Below are 19,044 nucleotides of genomic sequence, written 5' to 3' on the forward strand. Positions count from 1 at the left end.
ATTGGATAACATTCGAGCAATTAGACGATTCTCTTTCGGTTAAACCTAAGAAGGTCATGTTATTTTTCTATGCAGATTGGTGTGTGTATTGCAAAAAAATGGAGCAAGCAGCCTTTAAAAAACCTGAAATAATTAAAAAACTAAATAGAGATTATTACGTTGTAAAATTAAATACTGAAACAACTAAATCATTCGCTTTTGACGGCGTGGTTTTTAATAACACAGAAGCTAAAACCAAACGAAATCCTATTCACGAAATAGCAAAGCTCTTCGCCTCTCGCGAGGGAGTACCTTTTTCATTGCCCGCTACCGTTTTTTTAGATGAAGATTTCGCAATAACTAATCGAGTTTTTGAATATTTAAGTCCCAAAAAATTAATGGAAGTTATTATAGACCTATCGTCTTAAAACCCCCGCTCTTTCTGAAGCTGTTCATAGGCATCTTGCACTTTCCTAAATTTTTCCTCAGCCCCTTTTCTATAGGCTTCGTCCATATGCTGCAATTTGTCGGGATGGTATTTTTTAGCCATCGTGCGGTAGGCTTTTTTAACCTCAGCATCAGTAGCCGTTCGGTCAATTTCTAGAATTTTATAGGCACTATCCGGATTTTTAAAGAACATGGCTTTTATACTGGCAAAATCACGTGCTGAAACGCCTAAATAACCTGAAATCTCATTTATTTTTCGTACTTCAGGATCACTTACACGTCCATCTGCATTCGCAATACTAAAAAGAAAGTGAAGCACTTGTAAGCGGGATTCGTACCGCATACGCTGCCGGAACATACTACAAATTTTTGCTGCAGAAATCTCTCGTTTTTTTATTTCGTCATTAAAAACCCGAAACGTAGCATTGGCACGTTCCCTTCCGTAGGCCTGTACAAAATACTTGCGTACATAATCTAATTCTTGTTGGCTTACATTTCCATCGGCTTTAATAACCAAAGATGCCAATGAAAGCAAGTTCAGTTCAAAGTCGGCTGGAGTAACGCCTTGCCTTTGTTGCTGTTGAAAAGTGCGTTGAAAACCACCCCCTGATTTATTTCCTCCAATAAAATTATCTAATAAGCTTCCTAATAAAAATCCAACAATAGCTCCCGGAAAACGGTACACCATATAACCAATAAAAGCTGCAAACCAACGAATCATACTTCTTGTAATTTCTTTTAAAAATTGCGACCAAAGATAACCATTTCCTGCACTACCCAATAATGAACTGGACATTCCTTGTTAGGTATTTCAGACTTAGGGTTACTTAACCGTAAACCCATTAAAAATTAGTTATCTTTGTAAAAAATTGTTACACACTTAAATTGAACATATTATGTATCCACCGGAATTAGTAAAACCTATGCGTGAAGACCTTACCAACATTGGTTTTTCCGAATTATTCACTGAAGAAGAGGTAAAGCAAGCCATGCAGAAAGAAGGAACCACCTTAGTTGTGGTAAATTCAGTTTGTGGTTGTGCTGCTGCAAATGCGCGTCCTGGAGCTCGTATGTCGCTTCAAAATGCAAAAACACCCGATAATTTGGTAACTGTATTTGCAGGTGTTGACCGTGAAGCGGTTGATGCTGCCAGAGCACAAATGGTACCATTCCCTCCAAGTTCGCCTTCTATGGCTTTATTTAAAAATGGAGAGTTAGTACATATGCTAGAGCGCCATCACATTGAAGGTCGCCCAGCAGATATGATTGCTGAAAACTTAAAAGGAGCTTTTGACGAGCACTGTTAATCCTTCTTTTTTAGCGCAACCAGCGATTAAAAAATAAATTACTCCGCTTCTGAATATTTTTGGAAGCGGATTTTTTACTTTTGATAAACTATGAAACAGCTTTCGCATATTTTAAGTTATCCCTTGTCGGTTATCTTTTACCTGTTTTTTGGGTTGAACCTTCTTGTTTTTCATCCTATTCAATGGGTTTGTTTTAATGTTTTTGGATACGAAGCCCATAAAAAGAGCGTGGATTATTTTAATTGGGTTATTTTACGGTGTCTAAATTTGGTAGGAACCTCTTTCGATGTTACTATCAACAGCAGTATTCCTAACAACGTTCCCATTATCATGGTTTCAAATCATCAAAGCATGTGGGACATTTCGCCTATTATATGGTTTCTACGGAAATATCACCCAAAATTTATCTCAAAAATTGAATTGGGAAAAGGAATTCCTTCTATTTCGTATAATTTAAAACATGGCGGAAGTGTTTTGATAGACCGAAAAAACCCAAGACAAGCGGCTGGGGAAATCATTAAAATTGCCAAATACGTGTCAAAACACAACCGTAGCGTGGTTATTTTTCCTGAAGGAACTCGAAGTAAGGACGGTAACCCAAAACCTTTCAGAAAAACAGGATTGCTCACCTTATTTAAAAAAGCACCCGATGCTTATGTACTTCCGGTAAGCATTAGCCATTCCTGGAAATTACAACGTCACGGTATGTTCCCAATTCCTATTGGGGTTCGTATGCAGTTAATTGTACACCCCTCCTTTAAAGTTTCAGAGCACGAACCCGAAGCGCTGATCGATTTGGTAGAAACTCAAGTTAAATCTAACATTACCGTTTAAAATTAAAGGTGAGGCATTAGATTTATTAAAGCGAAAAAGTAAAACACCTGAAACAAACACTATGATTAAAAAACCTTCAGAAATACTCATTAATAATACCATTGCCTTTGTAAAAGAAGAATTGAAAAATGCTGAAGGGGGACACGATTGGTTTCATATTGAACGTGTGTATAAAAATGCGATGCATATTTCGGAAACTGAGCAAGTAGACACTTTAATTGTAGCTTTAGGCGCTTTGTTACACGACATTGCAGATTCAAAATTCCACGATGGTGATGAAGCGGTTGGCCCTAAAAAAGCAACTGATTTTTTAACTTCAGAAGGTGTTTCCGAAGAAATTATTGAACACGTAGTGCAAAGCATCAAAAATATTTCATTTAAAGGTGGAAACAAAACACAAGCTTTTCATTCAAATGAATTAGCGGTGGTTCAAGATGCCGATCGGTTAGACGCGTTGGGAGCTATTGGTATTGCCCGCACCTTCAATTACGGCGGATTTAAAAACAGAACACTTTACAATCCTGACATACAACCTAATTTACAGATGTCTCCAGCTGAATATAAAGCTTCAGAAGCACCAACCATCAATCATTTTTACGAAAAATTGTTGCTTTTAAAAGACCGAATGAACACCGAAACCGGACGGCGTATCGCCGCAGAAAGGCATGTGTTTATGGAAACATTTCTGCAACAATTTTATGCAGAATGGGATGGAAAAAAATAATGCCGATACAAGTGTACCGGCATTTTAAATATTCAAATAAATTAATGGTTATCCTTTTACAGGACTTGTTTTTTCAACCTTTAGGTGCTCTGCGAAAAAGCCCATCATAGCGTTGTAAAGTTCTAATCTGTTTTCTTCTTTACCAAATCCGTGACCTTCATCGTATTTCACCATATACGGTACTTCTACGCCTTTTTCTCTAAGGGTCTCTACAATTTGATCAGCTTCATTTATATTCACACGAGGATCATTTGCTCCTTGTACTACTAATAATGGATTCTTTATTTTATCCACGTGTAATGCTGGAGATATTTCATCCATAATCGCTTTCTCTTCTGGGTTGTTTGGGTTGTACCAGATTTTATATAGTAACTCACGGTACTTTTCCCAGTATGGAGGAATGGTTTCCATAAAAGTATTTAAGTTACTTACCCCAACATAATCCACACCACAAGCATATTTATCTGGTGTTTTCGTCATACCGCGCAATACAGCATATCCACCATGGCTACCACCATAAATGGCTACTCGGTCTTTATCGACCCAACCTTGTTCTACTACATAATCAACGCCATCTTCTACATCGTCCATCGCTTTACGGCCTATTTGCCCAAAACCTGCTTTTAAAAATTCTTTTCCATAGCCACCAGACACTCTAAAGTTTACATGCAATGTTGCGTAGCCTCGACTTGCAAACAACTGTGCTTCTGGATTAAAGCCCCAATTATCACGAACACCTTGTGGACCTCCGTGTGGATTTACAATTAATGGTACTTTTTGTCCTTTTTTATAATCATCGGGTAACGTAATATATCCGTGGATAGTAAGTCCGTCGCGACTTTTAAAGGTAATAGGCTTCATACTTGCCATATCTTCAGCTTTTAGCTGTGGCAATAACTTGTACAGTAAGGTAACATTATCTTTTTCTACATCGTACAAATAATATTCTCCTACAATTTTATCACTGGTAACGGCTACCATATATTTTGACTCGTCATCAGTTCTGCCAACGGTAAAAAACTGCTTATCACCAAACTCTTTTTGTAGCCGTTTATAGATTTTTTTATACGTATTACTAACAGGAGTAATCACAGATTTTTCGCCTGTATAACTAAAATAGTCTATTTCGTAATTACGTTTTCTGGAAAGTGACATGCCAGATACATCAAAGGTATCATTACTGAAAACTGTTTTTATTTTTTTGTCTTTCTTTAAATCGTACAGTTGAATCTCAATTTTATCACCATCAAGATTTGACACTACATATGCATCATCTGGATATTCGGTATTCGGATTAAAAGAAGAAATACCAAACGTATCTCCAAATTCAGTAAGTTTTACTTGTTTAAATTCTCCGTCAATCTTGTATAATAGCTCGGTTTTAACTCCGTCAACAATGCGGTTAATGGCTCGTAAGTTTCCTTTACGGTCAAAATTATAACCAGCAACTGGTGGGTCACCCGCTTGCACAGTGTACAGTTTGGTCACTTCTCCTGTGTTTATATTTAGACGATATGGCTCTTCCTGTTGTAGGTTGTCCTTATTCATCTGTACAATCACATGGTTTTCATCCTCTTTTAAGCTTTCGATGATATTAACTCGTACGCCTTCAAAAGGAGTTAGCTCCTTGCTGTTTTCCCCTGTAACATCAACTCCATAAACATGATAGTTTTCATCACCACCTTTGTCTTGAAGGTATAAAATACGGTTGTTATTTGCCCAAGCAAAACCACGTATTAAGTCTTCCTCTTGTTTTTTCAAAAGGGTTTCTTTTTGTGTTGCGGTTTCTTTTAAATACAAGTCACGCTCACCAGACTTTCTACGTTTCATATACGCGATGTATTTCCCGTTCGGGGACAGCTTAAACGAAAAAGCTTCTGGAGTTGTAAAGTAATCTTCTACAGAGTATTTATAGTCGCCTTTTTCTTTTGCAGCAAGTTTATCCAATTCGGCTTCGGTAGAGGGTAATGTTGTGTTTCCTGGTTTTGTCTTCACAGTTTTCTTGAATGTTAGTGGGTATTCTTTTCCCATTTGTTCGTAGGTTCCATCCATGCCATCATCGGTTAATGTTCCTGTATAGGTCATTTTCATTTTAGCCGATGTAATGGTCACAGTTTCGTCCTGCAAAACTACCGAATCAAGTTCGATTCCTGAAGCACCTTGGGCAGGAACATCTAGGGTTGCTTCGTAGCCGTCTTCAGTTGGCATGATATTAACAATCAACTCCATTTGCATTCCTTGAACATCAAGAGTGCCGCTATAAGAGCCGTCTAATTTTTGAGCTTGTGCTGACGCTCCAAATAAGAGTATCGCCAGTACAATTGAATATTTTACAAGTGTTGTCATAGTTTTGTTAGTTTTAAAAGATTAGTTGAATAAATAGATAAATTGTTACACCTATTAAGATGCCAATTGCAAATTTTATAAGTTTAATACGTTTTGTGGTTTTATTGTTCATTATTAATGGCGTTGCAAGTGAATATATTGATTTACAAATATGCAGCCAATAAAAGCAAAAGCTACGAACCATAAAATTGTTTGCTTTTTTGAAGTTTTCATAATGGTATGTTTTAGTTATACTGAATTGTTTTTTGATTATAAGATGGTTCCGTCCTTGATTCTTACGGTTCCGTTTTTCTCATCTGATTTGAAGTAAAAAGTGATAAAATCTACTGAATCATAATCTTCCACTTCGTCTATCAAAACATCATTCAATCTTTTTGCTTCTTTTTCTGCAGAAGACGTAAAATCGCAATTCATTAATGTGAAATTTAATTTAGTAGTACTGATGCCATCATTTTTAATGAATTGAATTCCCGTATAACTATTTCCAGGTTCTATACGCTCACAATTACAATTTTGCTGAAGTGTGGTTTCAATTGAATTGGTAAATTTTGTATTAGATTTTACCATTTTGCCAATCCCGAAACCAAAAGAGATTCCTATTATAAACCCTATCAATAATTTTAAGATTAACTTTTTTGTGCTTTTCGTTTTACTTTGTGTTTTCATAATAAAAATCTTAAATGGTTACTTTCTGAAAACAAATCTGCAACACAATGCACAATATAAAAAGAGAAGCCACCCCAGTTTTAGGAAATTGGGGCGGCAACGAAACTGTGAAACACACTTTAAACAGTAGGTTTTAAGCTTTTTTAAGAAATAATAACTCCTGACAATACTGCAAACCCCATATTTATAAATTTAGGGTGTGAAAGGGATTTTTAGGCTACATTTTTAATATTCTTGATGTAGAAAGAAGGGTTTAGCCCAGTATCTTTTTTGAAGTATTTTGTAAACGAGTCGGCAGATTTATAGCCTACTTCTTCAGCGATAGATTGAATGGAATAGGACCTAAAAATAACATCGTCCTTTAACCGGACAATGGTATAATTAATACGAAGGTCATTAATATAAGTGTTGAAGTTTTTTCCGAAGTGCGAATTAATAACTTTAGAAAGGTACGATGTATTGGTGTTTATCTTTTTGGCAACATTGTATGAGTTGCAATCCTGTTTTAAAAAATACTCTTGTTTTTCCAGTTTTTTTAATCCGTCGAGTATTTGTTGTTTCGTTTCTTCGGCAACATCAGTGCTGTTTTTTTCTTCCAATACTTCGTCCTTGGTATCAATGATATCTTCGGGTTTCTCGGCAGCTTTAATTTTTGCCAATAAAGCTTCGAATTTTGCTTCGTTCGCTTTCTTGTTTCGATAAAATTTCAGCAACAGAAACAGAAGTATTAAAATAATTATAGAGCCTCCCAGTAATAAATAGTTAAGTTTTGATTGACTCTTTTCTTTTTCGGAAACCAAAGCATCAAAATCTTTTTTGAAAGCGGCTCTTTCTTTTTTAATAAAGCTTTCCTTAGCGCTCTCTTTTAATTTATTAAATTCAGCTTGTGTGGTAAGGTATTTTTCATAATAATAACTTGCCCTTTCAAAGTCACCTGTGTGTTTATAGGCTTCGGCCAACTTTTCGTAATAATCCCTCATGAAACCTTCTTCTGCAGCAGTTACTTGATAATCGTCAAGACCTTGTTGTAATATTCTAATTGCCTCATGATAATTTTTTGCACCAACCTCTATTTTACCAAAAGCATATGCTTTGTTTAGTTGTATTAAATCATATTCGCTAGGGCAAATCGTGTATGCCTTCCTATAAGCTTTTCTAGCGGTTTCAAACTTTTTTTCTTTATATGCTATTTCTGCATCTATACTATAGGAAAAGCCCAAATAGCAAGAGTCAAGTTCTTTTTCTTGAAATTGTTTAACGTATTCGTTATATAATTTTGCAGAGTCTAGTTGCTCTAATTTAATGTGTGAAAATGCTAAACTCCCATATAATGAAACAATAGCACTGTTCTTTTTTATTTGAGTAAAATTTGAATCTAACGGTTTGTTTTGGTAATATTTTAGTGATTTTTTGCGAATGGCTAGAGCTTTTTTAGTATTTCCGCTTAAATCTTGAACACCAGCTATTTTATTAAGTGCGGTTTCCCTATACTGTTCATTATTTTGAGCTTTTGCAAGTTTTAACAACTCATTATAATAGTACAATTGTTTATCAACAGTCGTCGCTATACTTTGCAAATCACCAAGTAATGTAAGAGCTCTCATCTCCTTTTTTGGAAGGTTGCTTTCTCGGGCAAAGTCAAGTGTTTTTTCAGATTGTTCATTGGCCTCTTTGTACATCCTGAAATTAACGTAGATTAGGACTACAGACTCCATCCCTAACCATTCTTCAGCTTTGTCATCTTCTCTTTTCCCTTTTAAAATATAAGCTTCAGAAGCTTTGATGGCTTTCGGCATATTAGAAAACTCATATTTATGAATGGAGTCCCTTATAGCATCAAAAGACAATCGAGATAGGTCTTCTTCGGTCTGCGAAAATGAATAAGACACAAGTGTGACAGCGAAAAAAAGAAATAGGTAATTTCTCATAAATTGTAAGTAGCCAAAAACGGAATTTTGTAACAATAAAACTCAAAGATACCAATTTAAAACAAACGCATTTGCGGGTTTTTCAGGTCTAAATAGTGTTTCGTTTCTAAAGATGGTATTTCTCTACCTTTTAAATACTTATTTTTTGCAATAGCCATTGTGTTTTTAACCTGTGTAGCAATTGTTCCTTCGCCGCGCATGCGCCTGCCCCATTGGTTATCGTTTAAGGTTCCGCCATGGCATTCAGCGATTTGGTTGAGGATTCTATCGGCACGATCTGGGATGGTTTTACGGGCCCAGTCTTCAAAAATCGTGGCTATTTGTCCATTAAGTCGAACAATGGTATAGGAAACCCCTTTCGCCCCTAATTTGGAAACTTTCTTAACTAACGGAAGAATTTCATGACTATTCAAAGAAGGGATAATTGGAGCCATCATCACCCGAACTGGGATTCCGTTTTCTGAAAGCACCTCAACCGCTTTTAACCGTTGTTTAATACTTGCCGTTCTGGGTTCTAATAATCGACGGGTTTCTTCAGACAGCGATGTTATTGAAATATTTACTGAAATAATATTCAGTTTTGCCATTTCTTTCAGAATATCTAAATCCCGTAATAATAAAGCGTTTTTGGTAATAATACCCGTTGGGTGGTTCCATTTTAGCATTACTTCAAGGCATTTTCGAGTTATCTGAAGTTTACGCTCAATGGGTTGGTAACAGTCTGTATTCCCGCTAAAAACAATGGTATTTGGTTCCCATGATTTGCTTTTTAGTTTTTTCTCTAAAAGCTCTGGTGCATTCTTTTTAACTAAAATGGTTCGTTCAAAATCGAGACCAGCACCGTACCCCCAATATTCGTGGCTATTGCGAGCGTAACAATACACACAACCATGCTCGCAACCTTGATACGGATTAGCCGAATAGCCCATCCCAACATCGGGGCTATCTACTTTATTGACAAAGGTTTTTGGAAATACATCGATGTACTTTGTTTTGTTGGCATCGGCTTCTTCGCCTTCGGCCTCACAGTAGTTTAAAAAGTCGTCTCGAAGTTCATGACTCAGTTCAAAAAAACGATTATGAACCCGCTTTTGTGCGCCGCGACCTTTTATATAATTTTCAGAATTGGACATAAAAAAACTTTGAAGTACTTTAATACTTCAAAGTTAATTTAATTAATGGATATAATCCTTTTTAAATTGGAATAATTCCTTTTATATAGAAACTTTAACTAATTGTTTCTTCTTGCTTTTTCTTCCTAAGAAAATTATATCTTCTCCTTTATCTAGTAATGTACCTTGACTTACATATAAAGGCACCTCTAATTGATCGTCGGTTTGAATAATTGAATAATCGAAATTACCTTCGGCATCAATTTCTAATAAATAAAGATTTAAATTTTTCGCCTTTGCATTTTTAAATTCAATGCGATCGTTTCGTATTTTTTTTACTTTTTTAGATCCATTTAGAAAAATATACACATTACCATCTTTATAAGTAGATGTATAAGATTCTTCGTTAAAACTAGGATTCATGGATGTTTGCTTTTTATTTATATTTCTGGCCCACTCCAATGTTCCATTTGCATCAATTTTTATAGATACAATATCATTATAGTGATAATAGGTACTTGTTGAGCCCATATTCATATTCATACGTTGCGTAAAAAAATATTCTTCAGCGTTTAACACAATATCACCTGTGTTTTCATCTAAAAAAATTCCACGATATCGAAGTGAAGAAAGTTCCTTATCTTTTTTCTTTCCATATTTGTCAATAATGAACTGTTCTGTAAAGGGTTGGAATGATTTCTCTTCTAATGTAAAATCTGCTGTGTTAATATTATATCGAATTACGCCCTTATAACGACTTTCTTTTTTTTCAGAGTAGAAACCTACACATGATAAAAATGATCCGGCTTTAACCGTTGTTAACGAAGCGACAAAATGTTCATCGGTCTCAAACGATATCATTTTTTGTTCATCTTTATTAATTTTATAAAGCTCATAATGATAGTTTATTTTTCCTTTTTTCTTTTTACGTTTAGATTCGCCTTTAAAGGTTTTTCCTAAAAAGTAAACAGTTCCGTTTGTATCATCTACAGTTACATTTTCATATTCAAAGTATTTATCTTTAATGTTTTTAGTAAACTCTTTTTCATATACTTTTTCGAAATTTTTATTGAACACATAAATTCTATGTACTTCATTATCTTTATCCTTTATGTCGAAATTAAAGGCCATAAAATTTTTATCTTTAGAAAAAGTAACCTCTCCAAATGAATCGTTGTCACCTTGAGCAGCTCCATTATTAAATAATAATGCGCCTATACCTATTGCGAAATATTTTTTAATATCATCTTGATCTATTTTAAGTAACACGTTAGAAGAGAAGTCTAATTTTTCTGTACTGGATGTTAATCTATTAATTTCGAAATATTCGTCACCTAATTTCTTTTCGAATAAGTGTATTTTCCCATCACTTACTAATATGCCTTCAATTTCACTTTGATCAACTTCTATTTCTGCATTGCTTTTTAAGTTTAAATCAGAATCGAAATGTTCTATATAATATCCCCTCGGAGTTTTTAATAGACCCCCATAAAACATTCGAACTGTAACGACACCTCCTTGCCCATCATCTTCAGAGAACACAAGTTCGGTATGTTTTTTCTTGTCTTTAAAAATTTCGCTTTTGGCTATTGAAACAGCATCGTTTTGTGCAATGAGTAAGGTGCAAAACAGCATTGAAAATACAGTAATAAAATTCTTCATTGGTTAGTTTTTATGTGAATAAGCCCACAAAATATAAAAAAATTTCTTTTTAAAGTTTTAAATACTTAAACATACCACATTTTTCAAATAAAAAAACCTCAACTACAGTTCGTTATAGTTGAGGCTTTTATAGAAGTTATCATTTAAACAAAAACTCCTTTTATTTTCCTAGAAATTTTGACTTAGGTTCTTCTTGCCACGTTTTACTCCTTTAAAGCTTTCTCAATTTTTTCCTTTCCACCAACTACTGGAATTGTAATATTTGTCTCATCAAGGTCGATGGTCAATTCGGTACCTGGTTTTGGCAAGAGCGTAAATTTATTGTCGCTAGAAAAAATCATTAACCCAATCCGCTGTCCAGCTGGAATTACCTGATCGTCTGGAATAAGGTTAAAAGATAACTCGTAAAATTTACCTGGTGTTAAAGGCTCGCTTTCAGTAAGTGACTTATAGTTTTGGGGATCTGCCCAACCTCTTGTAATGATATTGTCCGTTATTTTAGTTTTCTTTTCTTTGTTCCAAGGTAAAGAAACCATCCAAACAGATAAGTTTGCCGCAGGTTTGCTGCTGGCCAATTTAATTTTCAAAGTAGATAAACCCGAAAGATGAACGTCTTCCTTTAAAATAGGCGTTACAAATAACAAACGGTGCTTAGAGTTTGCCAATTGTGATAACGAATCACCCGAGAGCGTATAATCATCTAGCAAGGTTTGTTTGCCTTGACTTTTCACCTTTTGGTTGGTTAACGTTCCTGTTTTAAGACCGTCTTTTTTTAAGTATAACGTAACGTTTTCAGCCTCTGGATTTGGGTAATTAGCATAAGCTGTTGGATTATCATTTGAATCGTTTTCACGCACAATGTATGCTTTTGGACCTTTTTCGGCTCCATTATCAATACCGAAAAGATATTTTGTAAACCAACGGTTCATCATCGATACTGGCGGTGGCCCACCATGACCATATTGATGATAGTAAATTTTTGCAGGCAATCCCATTTCTTCTGCAGCTTTGTAAATACGGTAACTATGCTCGGGCATTACATTCCAATCGTTAAAACCGTGCGACATCAATAAAGCGGCTTTCATGGGCTTCATATCATTTAAGTAATCGCGACCTGCCCAAAACTCGTTATAATCACCTGTTTTACGGTCAATTCCATTTCTTATTTCAGTATCACGATACACAGAATCGGCATACGCTCGTTTAGATTCATCGCCGCTATGTATAAAATCGTACAACACATCCACATCTTCTCCTAAATATCCACCAGGAGAACGCACTAACCCGTTTGATCTATAATAATGGTAATAAGAAGTGTTCGGTGCAATGGGAATGATTGCCTCTAATCCTTCCACACCAGTTGTAGCAGCCGCAAGTGGCAAGGTTCCGTTATACGATGTGCCCGTCATCCCAACTTTTCCAGTAGTCCAATAAGCCTTAACTTCTTCATCTCCATAAGGTGTTTTATAACCTTTTGCACGATCGTTTAGCCAATCAATCACCGCTTTTGGCGCCAAAGATTCATTATCACCACCAACTGTTGGCGAACCTTGCGAAAGACCTGTGCCAGGAGAAGAGGAATGCACTACAATATACCCTCTAGGCACCCAAGTATTTATTTTTGAATTTGAAATGATAGGGCGTTCACCCCTTCTTGTTACCGAAGGATGGACAATCTCTTTCGCTACATCACCTAATTCGTGTTTTACATCGTGAAAAGCACCCTCCACATTTGGTGCTACCCCTGCAAAATAAGGACTAGTCTCATATACAACAGGTAGCTTCAACCCCTCCGTTTCTGTTTGTTTGGGTCTTGTTACTGCTACGTGCATGCGGTCTAGCTTGGTGTCGCCATCAGTATCGAAGGTAGTTTCCACCCAAAGGTCTTCTCGTATCCAATCTTTTGGATTTTCAAACGCTTCAACAATCTGTGCTTCGCCGTCTTTAAATGTGGGTTTTGCCTTTTCTTGGGCTGTTATGTTGAACGCAACGGTCCAAAGGATAAAGAATAGGATGTATTTTTTCATTATATTTAGAATTTATCTATTGCCCAGGGAATTTCGGTTTACGTTTTTCTAAAAAGGCACTAGTTCCTTCTTTAAAATCGGCAGTGCCAAAACATTTTCCAAATTCGGTGATTTCAGTTTCAAAACCATTTTCCCCTTCTTCAAATCCAGCGTTTATCGATGATATAGCAGCTCCAACTGCTACTGAAGAGTTTTTCATGATTTTACCAGCGATTTTTAAAGCTAAATCCATTACTTCCTCTTGAGAGGTAACATGATTTACTAACCCATATTCCAATGCTTGTGCGGCGTCAATCATTCCTGCGGTCATAATCATTTCCATGGCACGACCTTTTCCTACCAATTGAGGTAAACGTTGCGTACCACCGTAACCAGGAATTACTCCTAATGAAACTTCTGGAAGCCCCATTTTAGCATTATCACTAGCAATTCTGAAATGTGCAGACATGGCTAACTCTAATCCTCCTCCTAAAGCGAATCCATTTACAACGGCAATTACCGGAGTAGAAAGATGTGCGACAAAATCGAATAGTTTAGCTTGTCCTTTTGCTGCTAATTGCTCTCCTTGAACCACAGAATAGTCTGCAAACTCACTAATATCAGCTCCGGCAACAAATGCTTTTTCGCCGCTTCCAGTAATAATAATTACTTTGGTATTAGAGTCGTCTTCTGCTTCTTTAAAGGCTTCGTGAAGTTCTTGTATGGTAGCCTGATTAAGGGCATTTAGTTTCTTAGGACGATCAATGGTAATAGTAGTAATACCACTATCGTGTTTGTAACCTAGGTTTTCAAATTTCATATTTAATTTTTTTTCAGTTTTTTTGTGAAGACAAAAATACAAAATCGCTTATAACTGTCTTAAAAAGCGTACAGTAAATGTAGCTCCTTCGCCTTCTTCAGATTTGAGCGTTATGGTGCCTCCGTATGTTTCCACAATGTTTTTTACCATAGCAAGACCGAGTCCCATGCCGCTATTTTTAGTGGTAAATTTAGGTTCGAACACTTTTTCTTTATTAATTTCTGAAATTCCTGGACCATTATCAGAAATACGCACACAAACAAGTTTTTCTTCTGAAGTTACCGTGACTTTAACCAACGGGGTTTCTGGTTTAATTTGCTCAATAGCTTGAATGCTATTTTTAACCAAATTAGTCACAACTCTAATTAGCTGTGTGCGGTCTAATTTAGCGATGATTTCTTCTTCTTCAGAATGAAATTCAATATAGTCTTCGTTAAAAATATCAAGAGCGAGTTTAGTTATTTTAACCACATTAAGCGTTTCATCTTGCTGGGCAGGCATCTTTGCATAGTTTGAAAATGCTTCGGCAATAGAACTCATTGTATCAATTTGCTGAATAAGGGTTTTACTGTATTCGTCTAAACGCTTTTCAATATCAGGATCGTTTTGATTAAATTTTCGCTGAAAACTTTGTACCGTCAAACGCATGGGGGTTAACGGGTTTTTAATTTCGTGGGCTACCTGTTTTGCCATTTCGCGCCAAGCAGCCTCTCGCTCACTTGTTGCTAATTGTGCAGCACTATTTTCAAGCTCTTCAATCATACCATTATAGGCATTTACAAGGGTTGAAATTTCTTCGGTAGTGGAATCTATTACTATCTTTTTATTGCGTTTATTAAGCCGGGTTTCGGTTATTTTTTCACTAATGGTATTTAATGATTTTGTAATGTATTTTGAAAGAAAGTATGCCAAAGCAATAGCAATCAATAGCATTAACAAATATGCCATCCCCAAGCGGGTTAGGTTTTGTTTTAGTTCTTTTTTTATAAATCCGTCGTCTTCAATATATGGAAGATTCAGTATCGCCAAAGGTTTAAAATAGTTGTCGGTTATGTATGAATAAGACGATTGAAACTCCTGTCCGGCTTCAGTAAAGTTCTTTACATAATGTTTGTTAGAAGAATTACGTAAGGCAGTTAGTGCCGTATCTGACATTTTCTGATTGGCAGTATCCTTTAAAAAAGATGCTTTTGACGATTTTAAGAGGTTTCCGTCTAGATCGTACAAATAAACTTCAAGGTTATGAATTTCTTTAATTTCATAAATTTCATCTTTAAAAATAAGAGGAATTTTAGCTGTTTCTACTGGGTAAGTAGTTTCTTTTAAAACATAATTTATTTTTTCGCGAATAGCTGTTTCCTTACGCTCTAAGCGATCCCGATGATAATCTTTTGCCTCCTCTTGATATTGATATACAGTAACCAAGGCTATCAAAATTGAGGCCCCAACCACCAATAATAGCATAGAAAAGAAAATGCGATTGCGCAATGAATGCCTGAAAATTTTCATGAATATGTTTTACAAAGGGAATATAGCAATAATTAAACCGAAATTGGAGATCAGGTTTCAAAAAAGAAAAACCCCCACTTCCATTAGGAAATGAGGGTTTTCTAAACTCTGGTAATTAATTAAACTTTACTCTTTAATAAATCGATCTACCAGTTCTTTCTGCCCGTCATTAATCTTTACAAGATACAGACCGTTAGAAAGAGTATAAACGTTGATGGTTGCAGTTCTGTTAATAGAACCGTTTAATACTTGTTGTCCAAGTACATTGTAAATTGAATACGTTGCTTCTCTATTATCTAATAATTCAACATTTAAAATGTTTTTTGCAGGATTTGGATAAATATTAATTCCGAATGCTGCTCCATCTGTTCCAAGGTTTTCACCATCGGTGTTGCCGCCTGCCGTATATGCTGTTTGACCAATATTTACCGTGTAGTCTTCCACTTCACCGTAACTAAACGATTCACAAGCTCCTTGAGCACTATTATACTTCATTGAAACTCGCATTCTTGTTGATCCTGCAGCTGCTGAACTAGGTACAGAAAAACTAGCGTTTAATGTTCCTGCACTGCTGGAAGAACCACTAACAACAGCTTCACTGCTCTCAAAAGTTCCGTTTTGGTTATAATCAATCCAAATTTTCCAGTATTCTGTATAACTAGAGCTAGCGAAACCAGCACTTATGTTAATAGTATTAGAGCCATACGGTACATTAGCAGACATACTTGTGAAATCTGCATAACCACCGTTGTTTCCAGTTGCATTGTCTAAGTTGTTCAATCTTACTAAGTCAATCCACTCATATGAAGAATTGTTTCCTTGTGAGTCACAATAGTCAACATTTGAAGGAGAACCAGTCGTTACATTTACACTATTAGAAGCTCCAGAAACATTTCCTGCTGCATCTTTTGCTTTAACACTAAACGTATAGTTGTTGTTGGCAGCTAATCCAGTAATTTGAGTCGATGTATTTACAGTTGTTCCTAATGAAGTGCTACCTTGAAATACTTCATACTCAGTAACACCAACATTATCTGAAGAAGCGTTCCAAGAAAGGTCTGCTGTTGTTTCAGTAATATTAGAAGCTGTCAAGCTTGTTGGAGCAGTTGGCGCTTCAGTATCAGCACCACTTCCATTTCCTTCAACACAAAACTGTGTAGCTTCAGAATTTCCAAAATCACCTCCGGAAACAATTGTTCCATCATCAGTTGATAAGGTGTATGAACCATTTCCATACGAACAGCAAATCCCGTCTCCGTATGCATCTGTAATGGTAAAGGTATAATCATCTACATCAAGATCTGAAAAAGTAACATTTACAGTAGAACCATCAGCGTTAGAACTTGAATAGCTTTCAGAATCTATTGTAGATCCCGAACCATCTTTTAAAGTCCAAGCTGTTTCTTCTGGGTAATTATCAAATGTAATTGATAAATACACATCGCCAGTTACACACTCGTCTGGTGGCGGTGGGTTTCCGCCGTCATAAGGCTCTCCAACACCTACCGCATGCCACGCATTGGTAACAGCGATTTCTTCAGCACTTCCAGCTCCATGTAAGTCAATGGCTGCTTGGATAGAACCTGCCCTAGCATCGTCGTATTGCGAGTTTGAGTTTAAGTAGACGGATAAATTTCTGTACGCAATAGAAGCTGCTGTATCCATTCCAATTGCTGAAACGCTATAGCTATCTCCATTGTCATTGGTTCCGTTACCTCCAGTACTTAGCAGGTAAAACCAAAAGTTTTGAACTCCTGAGTTGTAGTGAACACCACCATTATCGCCAGAACCTGAATACCAATTTGTACCTAGGTACGTATCCGGTTGGTTATAGATATTTGGATTGCTCATAGAACGCAACGCTCCACCACTTCCACCGGCACCAATGGCATCACCCATTAGCCAGTCATTATTTCCTTGCGCATAATTTTCAATAGATTCACCAAAAATATCAGAGAATGATTCGTTTAACGCTCCAGATTCATAGCTATATACTAGGTTGGCAGTATATTCGGTAACTCCGTGAGCAATTTCATGACCTACAATATCTAAAGATACTAAAGGACCATAATTTACACCATCACCGTCACCATAGGTCATACGGCTACCATCCCAAAAAGCGTTTACGTAATTAGAAGAATAGCTTACATACGAGCGAATTACAGCACCAGAACCATTGTATGAATTTCTGTTATGGTTTTGTGAAAAATATTTGTGAGTTTGTTCAGCTCCAAAATGCGCTTGAACACCAGTTGCATTACCATTAAAGATAGTGCTACCACTAGTAATATCACTAGCATTGTTGTAGTTGGTGCCGTTGTTTAAGTCAAAGGTTTGTATTCCATTACCATCTGCAGTTTGGCGTAAACGGTATTGGCCACCGTTACTATCTGCCGTAAAGGAAACATTCCCATTGTAAAGGCTGCTTCCTGATGCAGGTGTATTAGCGTGATGAATACGTTTGTTCTCCATTATAAAAACTCCTGTTTGTGCATCAATGTAAACATCGGCACGGTATAATGGAGCGGTAGCATAAATGTCAAACTTATACGCCAACCTATTGCTACTTGAAATATTATCAATAGCTGGAAAAACAACTAATTCGCCAGTAGGCTTTGTATAGTTGTTTGCCAAATTAGCCTCTTCTTTGTTCTCCCATAAATAGGTGTTTGCGCCAACATGAGCCAGTGCTCTGTTTAATGCTTGGGAGTTATTAAGTTTTGGGGATACGGAAACATCTTTAATTCGGAAGACGTTGTTACTCATCGCTACGATGGAACCATCCTTAGCGTGAATCTTACTCGAACTAAAAGCTACTTTTACGTTGTTGTAGTACTGTTGGTATTCGCGGTGAATGAAGCCCAACTCATCTACTTTTTCTGAAATTTTTGAAAGGGAATTACCTTCCGGTAATCGTAGTTGTTGCGAAAGTACTTGTTGTGAATTTCCAAGCGCTTTGTTTTCGGTTTGGTTAAAAACTTTAAGCTTTTTAATTGGCTTTTCAGGACTTTCCTGTGCAAAACCAATAAATGAAGCTAATAATAATGACCCTGCAATAGCAATGTCTTTATAATTGTTTCTCATAATTAGTGAATATTAGGGTTAATAATTAGGTTTATTATTTTAATATAATTGTGGGGATACGTATTGTGGGGCAATACGATGTTATGTTTTCTCGTATGTTATCTTAGATTTTGACCAATAAGAATGGTACAGAAATAGTATTGGAAAAGTATGTTGAAAATGTGCAGTAGAAGAAAAGGAAGAAACAATAGGATAAAGCAGAAGCGTAATAAGCGGAAAAAATGAATTAGAAAATAATCGAGGTGGGTGCTTTATCGTACGCTTTTCGTCTTTAACAGAATTAAAGAGATTTGTAGTTTTATAAAAAAGGTATTTTTTCGTCATAAACCGCAATAAAACAGATTAATTGTTAAAAATCTGACACCAATTAACCTAAAATATTAATAAAATCAAAATATAATCGACAAACTACACGATTAAAATTGTTAAAATTTGTAGGTAAAATCTGTAAACCCTAGTGTTTATATAGGATAAGAAAAAAATAGAAATAAAGTTAAAATTGGTACATTTGAATTAATGAATACCAATTTGCTTCTTTCCATTAACAATCTTTCTATTTCCTTCGGAAAAAAGAAAAATTTTGTTACTGCTCTTATAAATAGTAATTCTAAAGTTAAAAA

Annotated in this window: 14 protein-coding genes; 4 read left to right on the forward strand and 10 right to left on the reverse strand. The window is 35.9% G+C overall.

Features of this window, described 5'->3' with window-relative positions:
- On the forward strand, positions 1–407 hold a 407-nt coding region (locus AACZ92_RS14725), incomplete at its 5' end, for a thioredoxin fold domain-containing protein (protein ID WP_339702844.1).
- Here AACZ92_RS14725 and AACZ92_RS14730 read toward each other — a convergent pair.
- Complete coding sequence (locus tag AACZ92_RS14730; protein WP_339702879.1) at positions 404–1,147, reverse strand: TerB family tellurite resistance protein; 744 nt, start codon at positions 1,145–1,147, stop codon at positions 404–406. The two genes, AACZ92_RS14725 and AACZ92_RS14730, sit on opposite strands and share 4 nt — an antisense overlap.
- Before the next feature lie 175 nt (positions 1,148–1,322).
- On the opposite strand from AACZ92_RS14730, the gene AACZ92_RS14735 reads away from it, so the two are divergent.
- The 3 genes from AACZ92_RS14735 to AACZ92_RS14745 all read left to right on the forward strand — a co-directional run bounded on the left by AACZ92_RS14735 (position 1,323) and on the right by AACZ92_RS14745 (position 3,291).
- Positions 1,323–1,733 (forward strand): BrxA/BrxB family bacilliredoxin, encoded by a 411-nt coding sequence (locus AACZ92_RS14735; RefSeq protein ID WP_339702847.1) that lies wholly within the window; start codon positions 1,323–1,325, stop codon positions 1,731–1,733.
- Positions 1,734–1,823: 90 nt separating this feature from the next.
- Entirely contained in the window at positions 1,824–2,567 is a 744-nt protein-coding gene (locus AACZ92_RS14740; RefSeq protein ID WP_339702850.1) for a lysophospholipid acyltransferase family protein, read from the forward strand.
- A 61-nt stretch (positions 2,568–2,628) separates the two neighbouring features.
- The gene (locus AACZ92_RS14745; RefSeq protein WP_339702853.1) at positions 2,629–3,291 is read left to right on the forward strand and encodes an HD domain-containing protein; all 663 of its coding nucleotides are present in this window, start codon (positions 2,629–2,631) and stop codon (positions 3,289–3,291) included.
- Between the two features lie 48 nt (positions 3,292–3,339).
- Here the strand turns inward: AACZ92_RS14745 and AACZ92_RS14750 are convergent, their stop codons facing one another.
- The 9 genes from AACZ92_RS14750 to AACZ92_RS14790 all read right to left on the reverse strand — a co-directional run bounded on the left by AACZ92_RS14750 (position 3,340) and on the right by AACZ92_RS14790 (position 18,424).
- Positions 3,340–5,637 carry a S9 family peptidase gene (locus AACZ92_RS14750; RefSeq protein ID WP_339702856.1) on the reverse strand — a complete coding sequence of 766 codons (2,298 nt, stop codon included), beginning with the start codon at positions 5,635–5,637 and terminating at the stop codon, positions 3,340–3,342.
- A gap of 249 nt (positions 5,638–5,886) precedes the next feature.
- Positions 5,887–6,303 carry a hypothetical protein gene (locus tag AACZ92_RS14755; protein WP_339702858.1) on the reverse strand — a complete coding sequence of 139 codons (417 nt, stop codon included), beginning with the start codon at positions 6,301–6,303 and terminating at the stop codon, positions 5,887–5,889.
- 212 nt (positions 6,304–6,515) lie between these two features.
- The gene (locus AACZ92_RS14760) at positions 6,516–8,192 is read right to left on the reverse strand and encodes a helix-turn-helix domain-containing protein (RefSeq protein WP_339702860.1); all 1,677 of its coding nucleotides are present in this window, start codon (positions 8,190–8,192) and stop codon (positions 6,516–6,518) included.
- 95 nt (positions 8,193–8,287) lie between these two features.
- Positions 8,288–9,364, reverse strand: coding sequence for a PA0069 family radical SAM protein (locus AACZ92_RS14765; RefSeq protein WP_339702861.1), 1,077 nt, complete (start codon positions 9,362–9,364; stop codon positions 8,288–8,290).
- Between the two features lie 81 nt (positions 9,365–9,445).
- Entirely contained in the window at positions 9,446–11,005 is a 1,560-nt protein-coding gene (locus AACZ92_RS14770; RefSeq protein ID WP_339702864.1) for a hypothetical protein, read from the reverse strand.
- 203 nt (positions 11,006–11,208) lie between these two features.
- A complete protein-coding gene (locus AACZ92_RS14775) occupies positions 11,209–13,032 on the reverse strand; it encodes a Xaa-Pro dipeptidyl-peptidase (protein ID WP_339702867.1) in 1,824 nt (607 codons plus the stop codon).
- Between the two features lie 16 nt (positions 13,033–13,048).
- Positions 13,049–13,831 carry an enoyl-CoA hydratase-related protein gene (locus AACZ92_RS14780; RefSeq protein ID WP_339702870.1) on the reverse strand — a complete coding sequence of 261 codons (783 nt, stop codon included), beginning with the start codon at positions 13,829–13,831 and terminating at the stop codon, positions 13,049–13,051.
- Between the two features lie 48 nt (positions 13,832–13,879).
- Entirely contained in the window at positions 13,880–15,340 is a 1,461-nt protein-coding gene (locus tag AACZ92_RS14785; RefSeq protein ID WP_339702873.1) for an ATP-binding protein, read from the reverse strand.
- Positions 15,341–15,466: 126 nt separating this feature from the next.
- A complete protein-coding gene (locus AACZ92_RS14790) occupies positions 15,467–18,424 on the reverse strand; it encodes a M4 family metallopeptidase (protein ID WP_339702876.1) in 2,958 nt (985 codons plus the stop codon).
- Positions 18,425–19,044: the final 620 nt, after the last annotated feature.

Source organism: uncultured Marixanthomonas sp. (genome assembly GCF_963974425.1).
Classification (GTDB): domain Bacteria; phylum Bacteroidota; class Bacteroidia; order Flavobacteriales; family Flavobacteriaceae; genus Marixanthomonas.

Excerpts from the sequence above, each read along its gene's own strand:
- AACZ92_RS14730 (WP_339702879.1), bottom strand. The coding sequence starts at position 1,147 with ATGATTCGTTGGTTTGCAGCTTTTATTGGTTATATGGTGTACCGTTTT.
- AACZ92_RS14735 (WP_339702847.1), top strand. The coding sequence starts at position 1,323 with ATGTATCCACCGGAATTAGTAAAACCTATGCGTGAAGACCTTACCAAC.
- AACZ92_RS14740 (WP_339702850.1), top strand. The coding sequence starts at position 1,824 with ATGAAACAGCTTTCGCATATTTTAAGTTATCCCTTGTCGGTTATCTTT.
- AACZ92_RS14745 (WP_339702853.1), top strand. The coding sequence starts at position 2,629 with ATGATTAAAAAACCTTCAGAAATACTCATTAATAATACCATTGCCTTT.
- AACZ92_RS14750 (WP_339702856.1), bottom strand. The coding sequence starts at position 5,637 with ATGACAACACTTGTAAAATATTCAATTGTACTGGCGATACTCTTATTT.
- AACZ92_RS14755 (WP_339702858.1), bottom strand. The coding sequence starts at position 6,303 with ATGAAAACACAAAGTAAAACGAAAAGCACAAAAAAGTTAATCTTAAAA.
- AACZ92_RS14765 (WP_339702861.1), bottom strand. The coding sequence starts at position 9,364 with ATGTCCAATTCTGAAAATTATATAAAAGGTCGCGGCGCACAAAAGCGG.
- AACZ92_RS14770 (WP_339702864.1), bottom strand. The coding sequence starts at position 11,005 with ATGAAGAATTTTATTACTGTATTTTCAATGCTGTTTTGCACCTTACTC.
- AACZ92_RS14775 (WP_339702867.1), bottom strand. The coding sequence starts at position 13,032 with ATGAAAAAATACATCCTATTCTTTATCCTTTGGACCGTTGCGTTCAAC.
- AACZ92_RS14780 (WP_339702870.1), bottom strand. The coding sequence starts at position 13,831 with ATGAAATTTGAAAACCTAGGTTACAAACACGATAGTGGTATTACTACT.
- AACZ92_RS14785 (WP_339702873.1), bottom strand. The coding sequence starts at position 15,340 with ATGAAAATTTTCAGGCATTCATTGCGCAATCGCATTTTCTTTTCTATG.
- AACZ92_RS14790 (WP_339702876.1), bottom strand. The coding sequence starts at position 18,424 with ATGAGAAACAATTATAAAGACATTGCTATTGCAGGGTCATTATTATTA.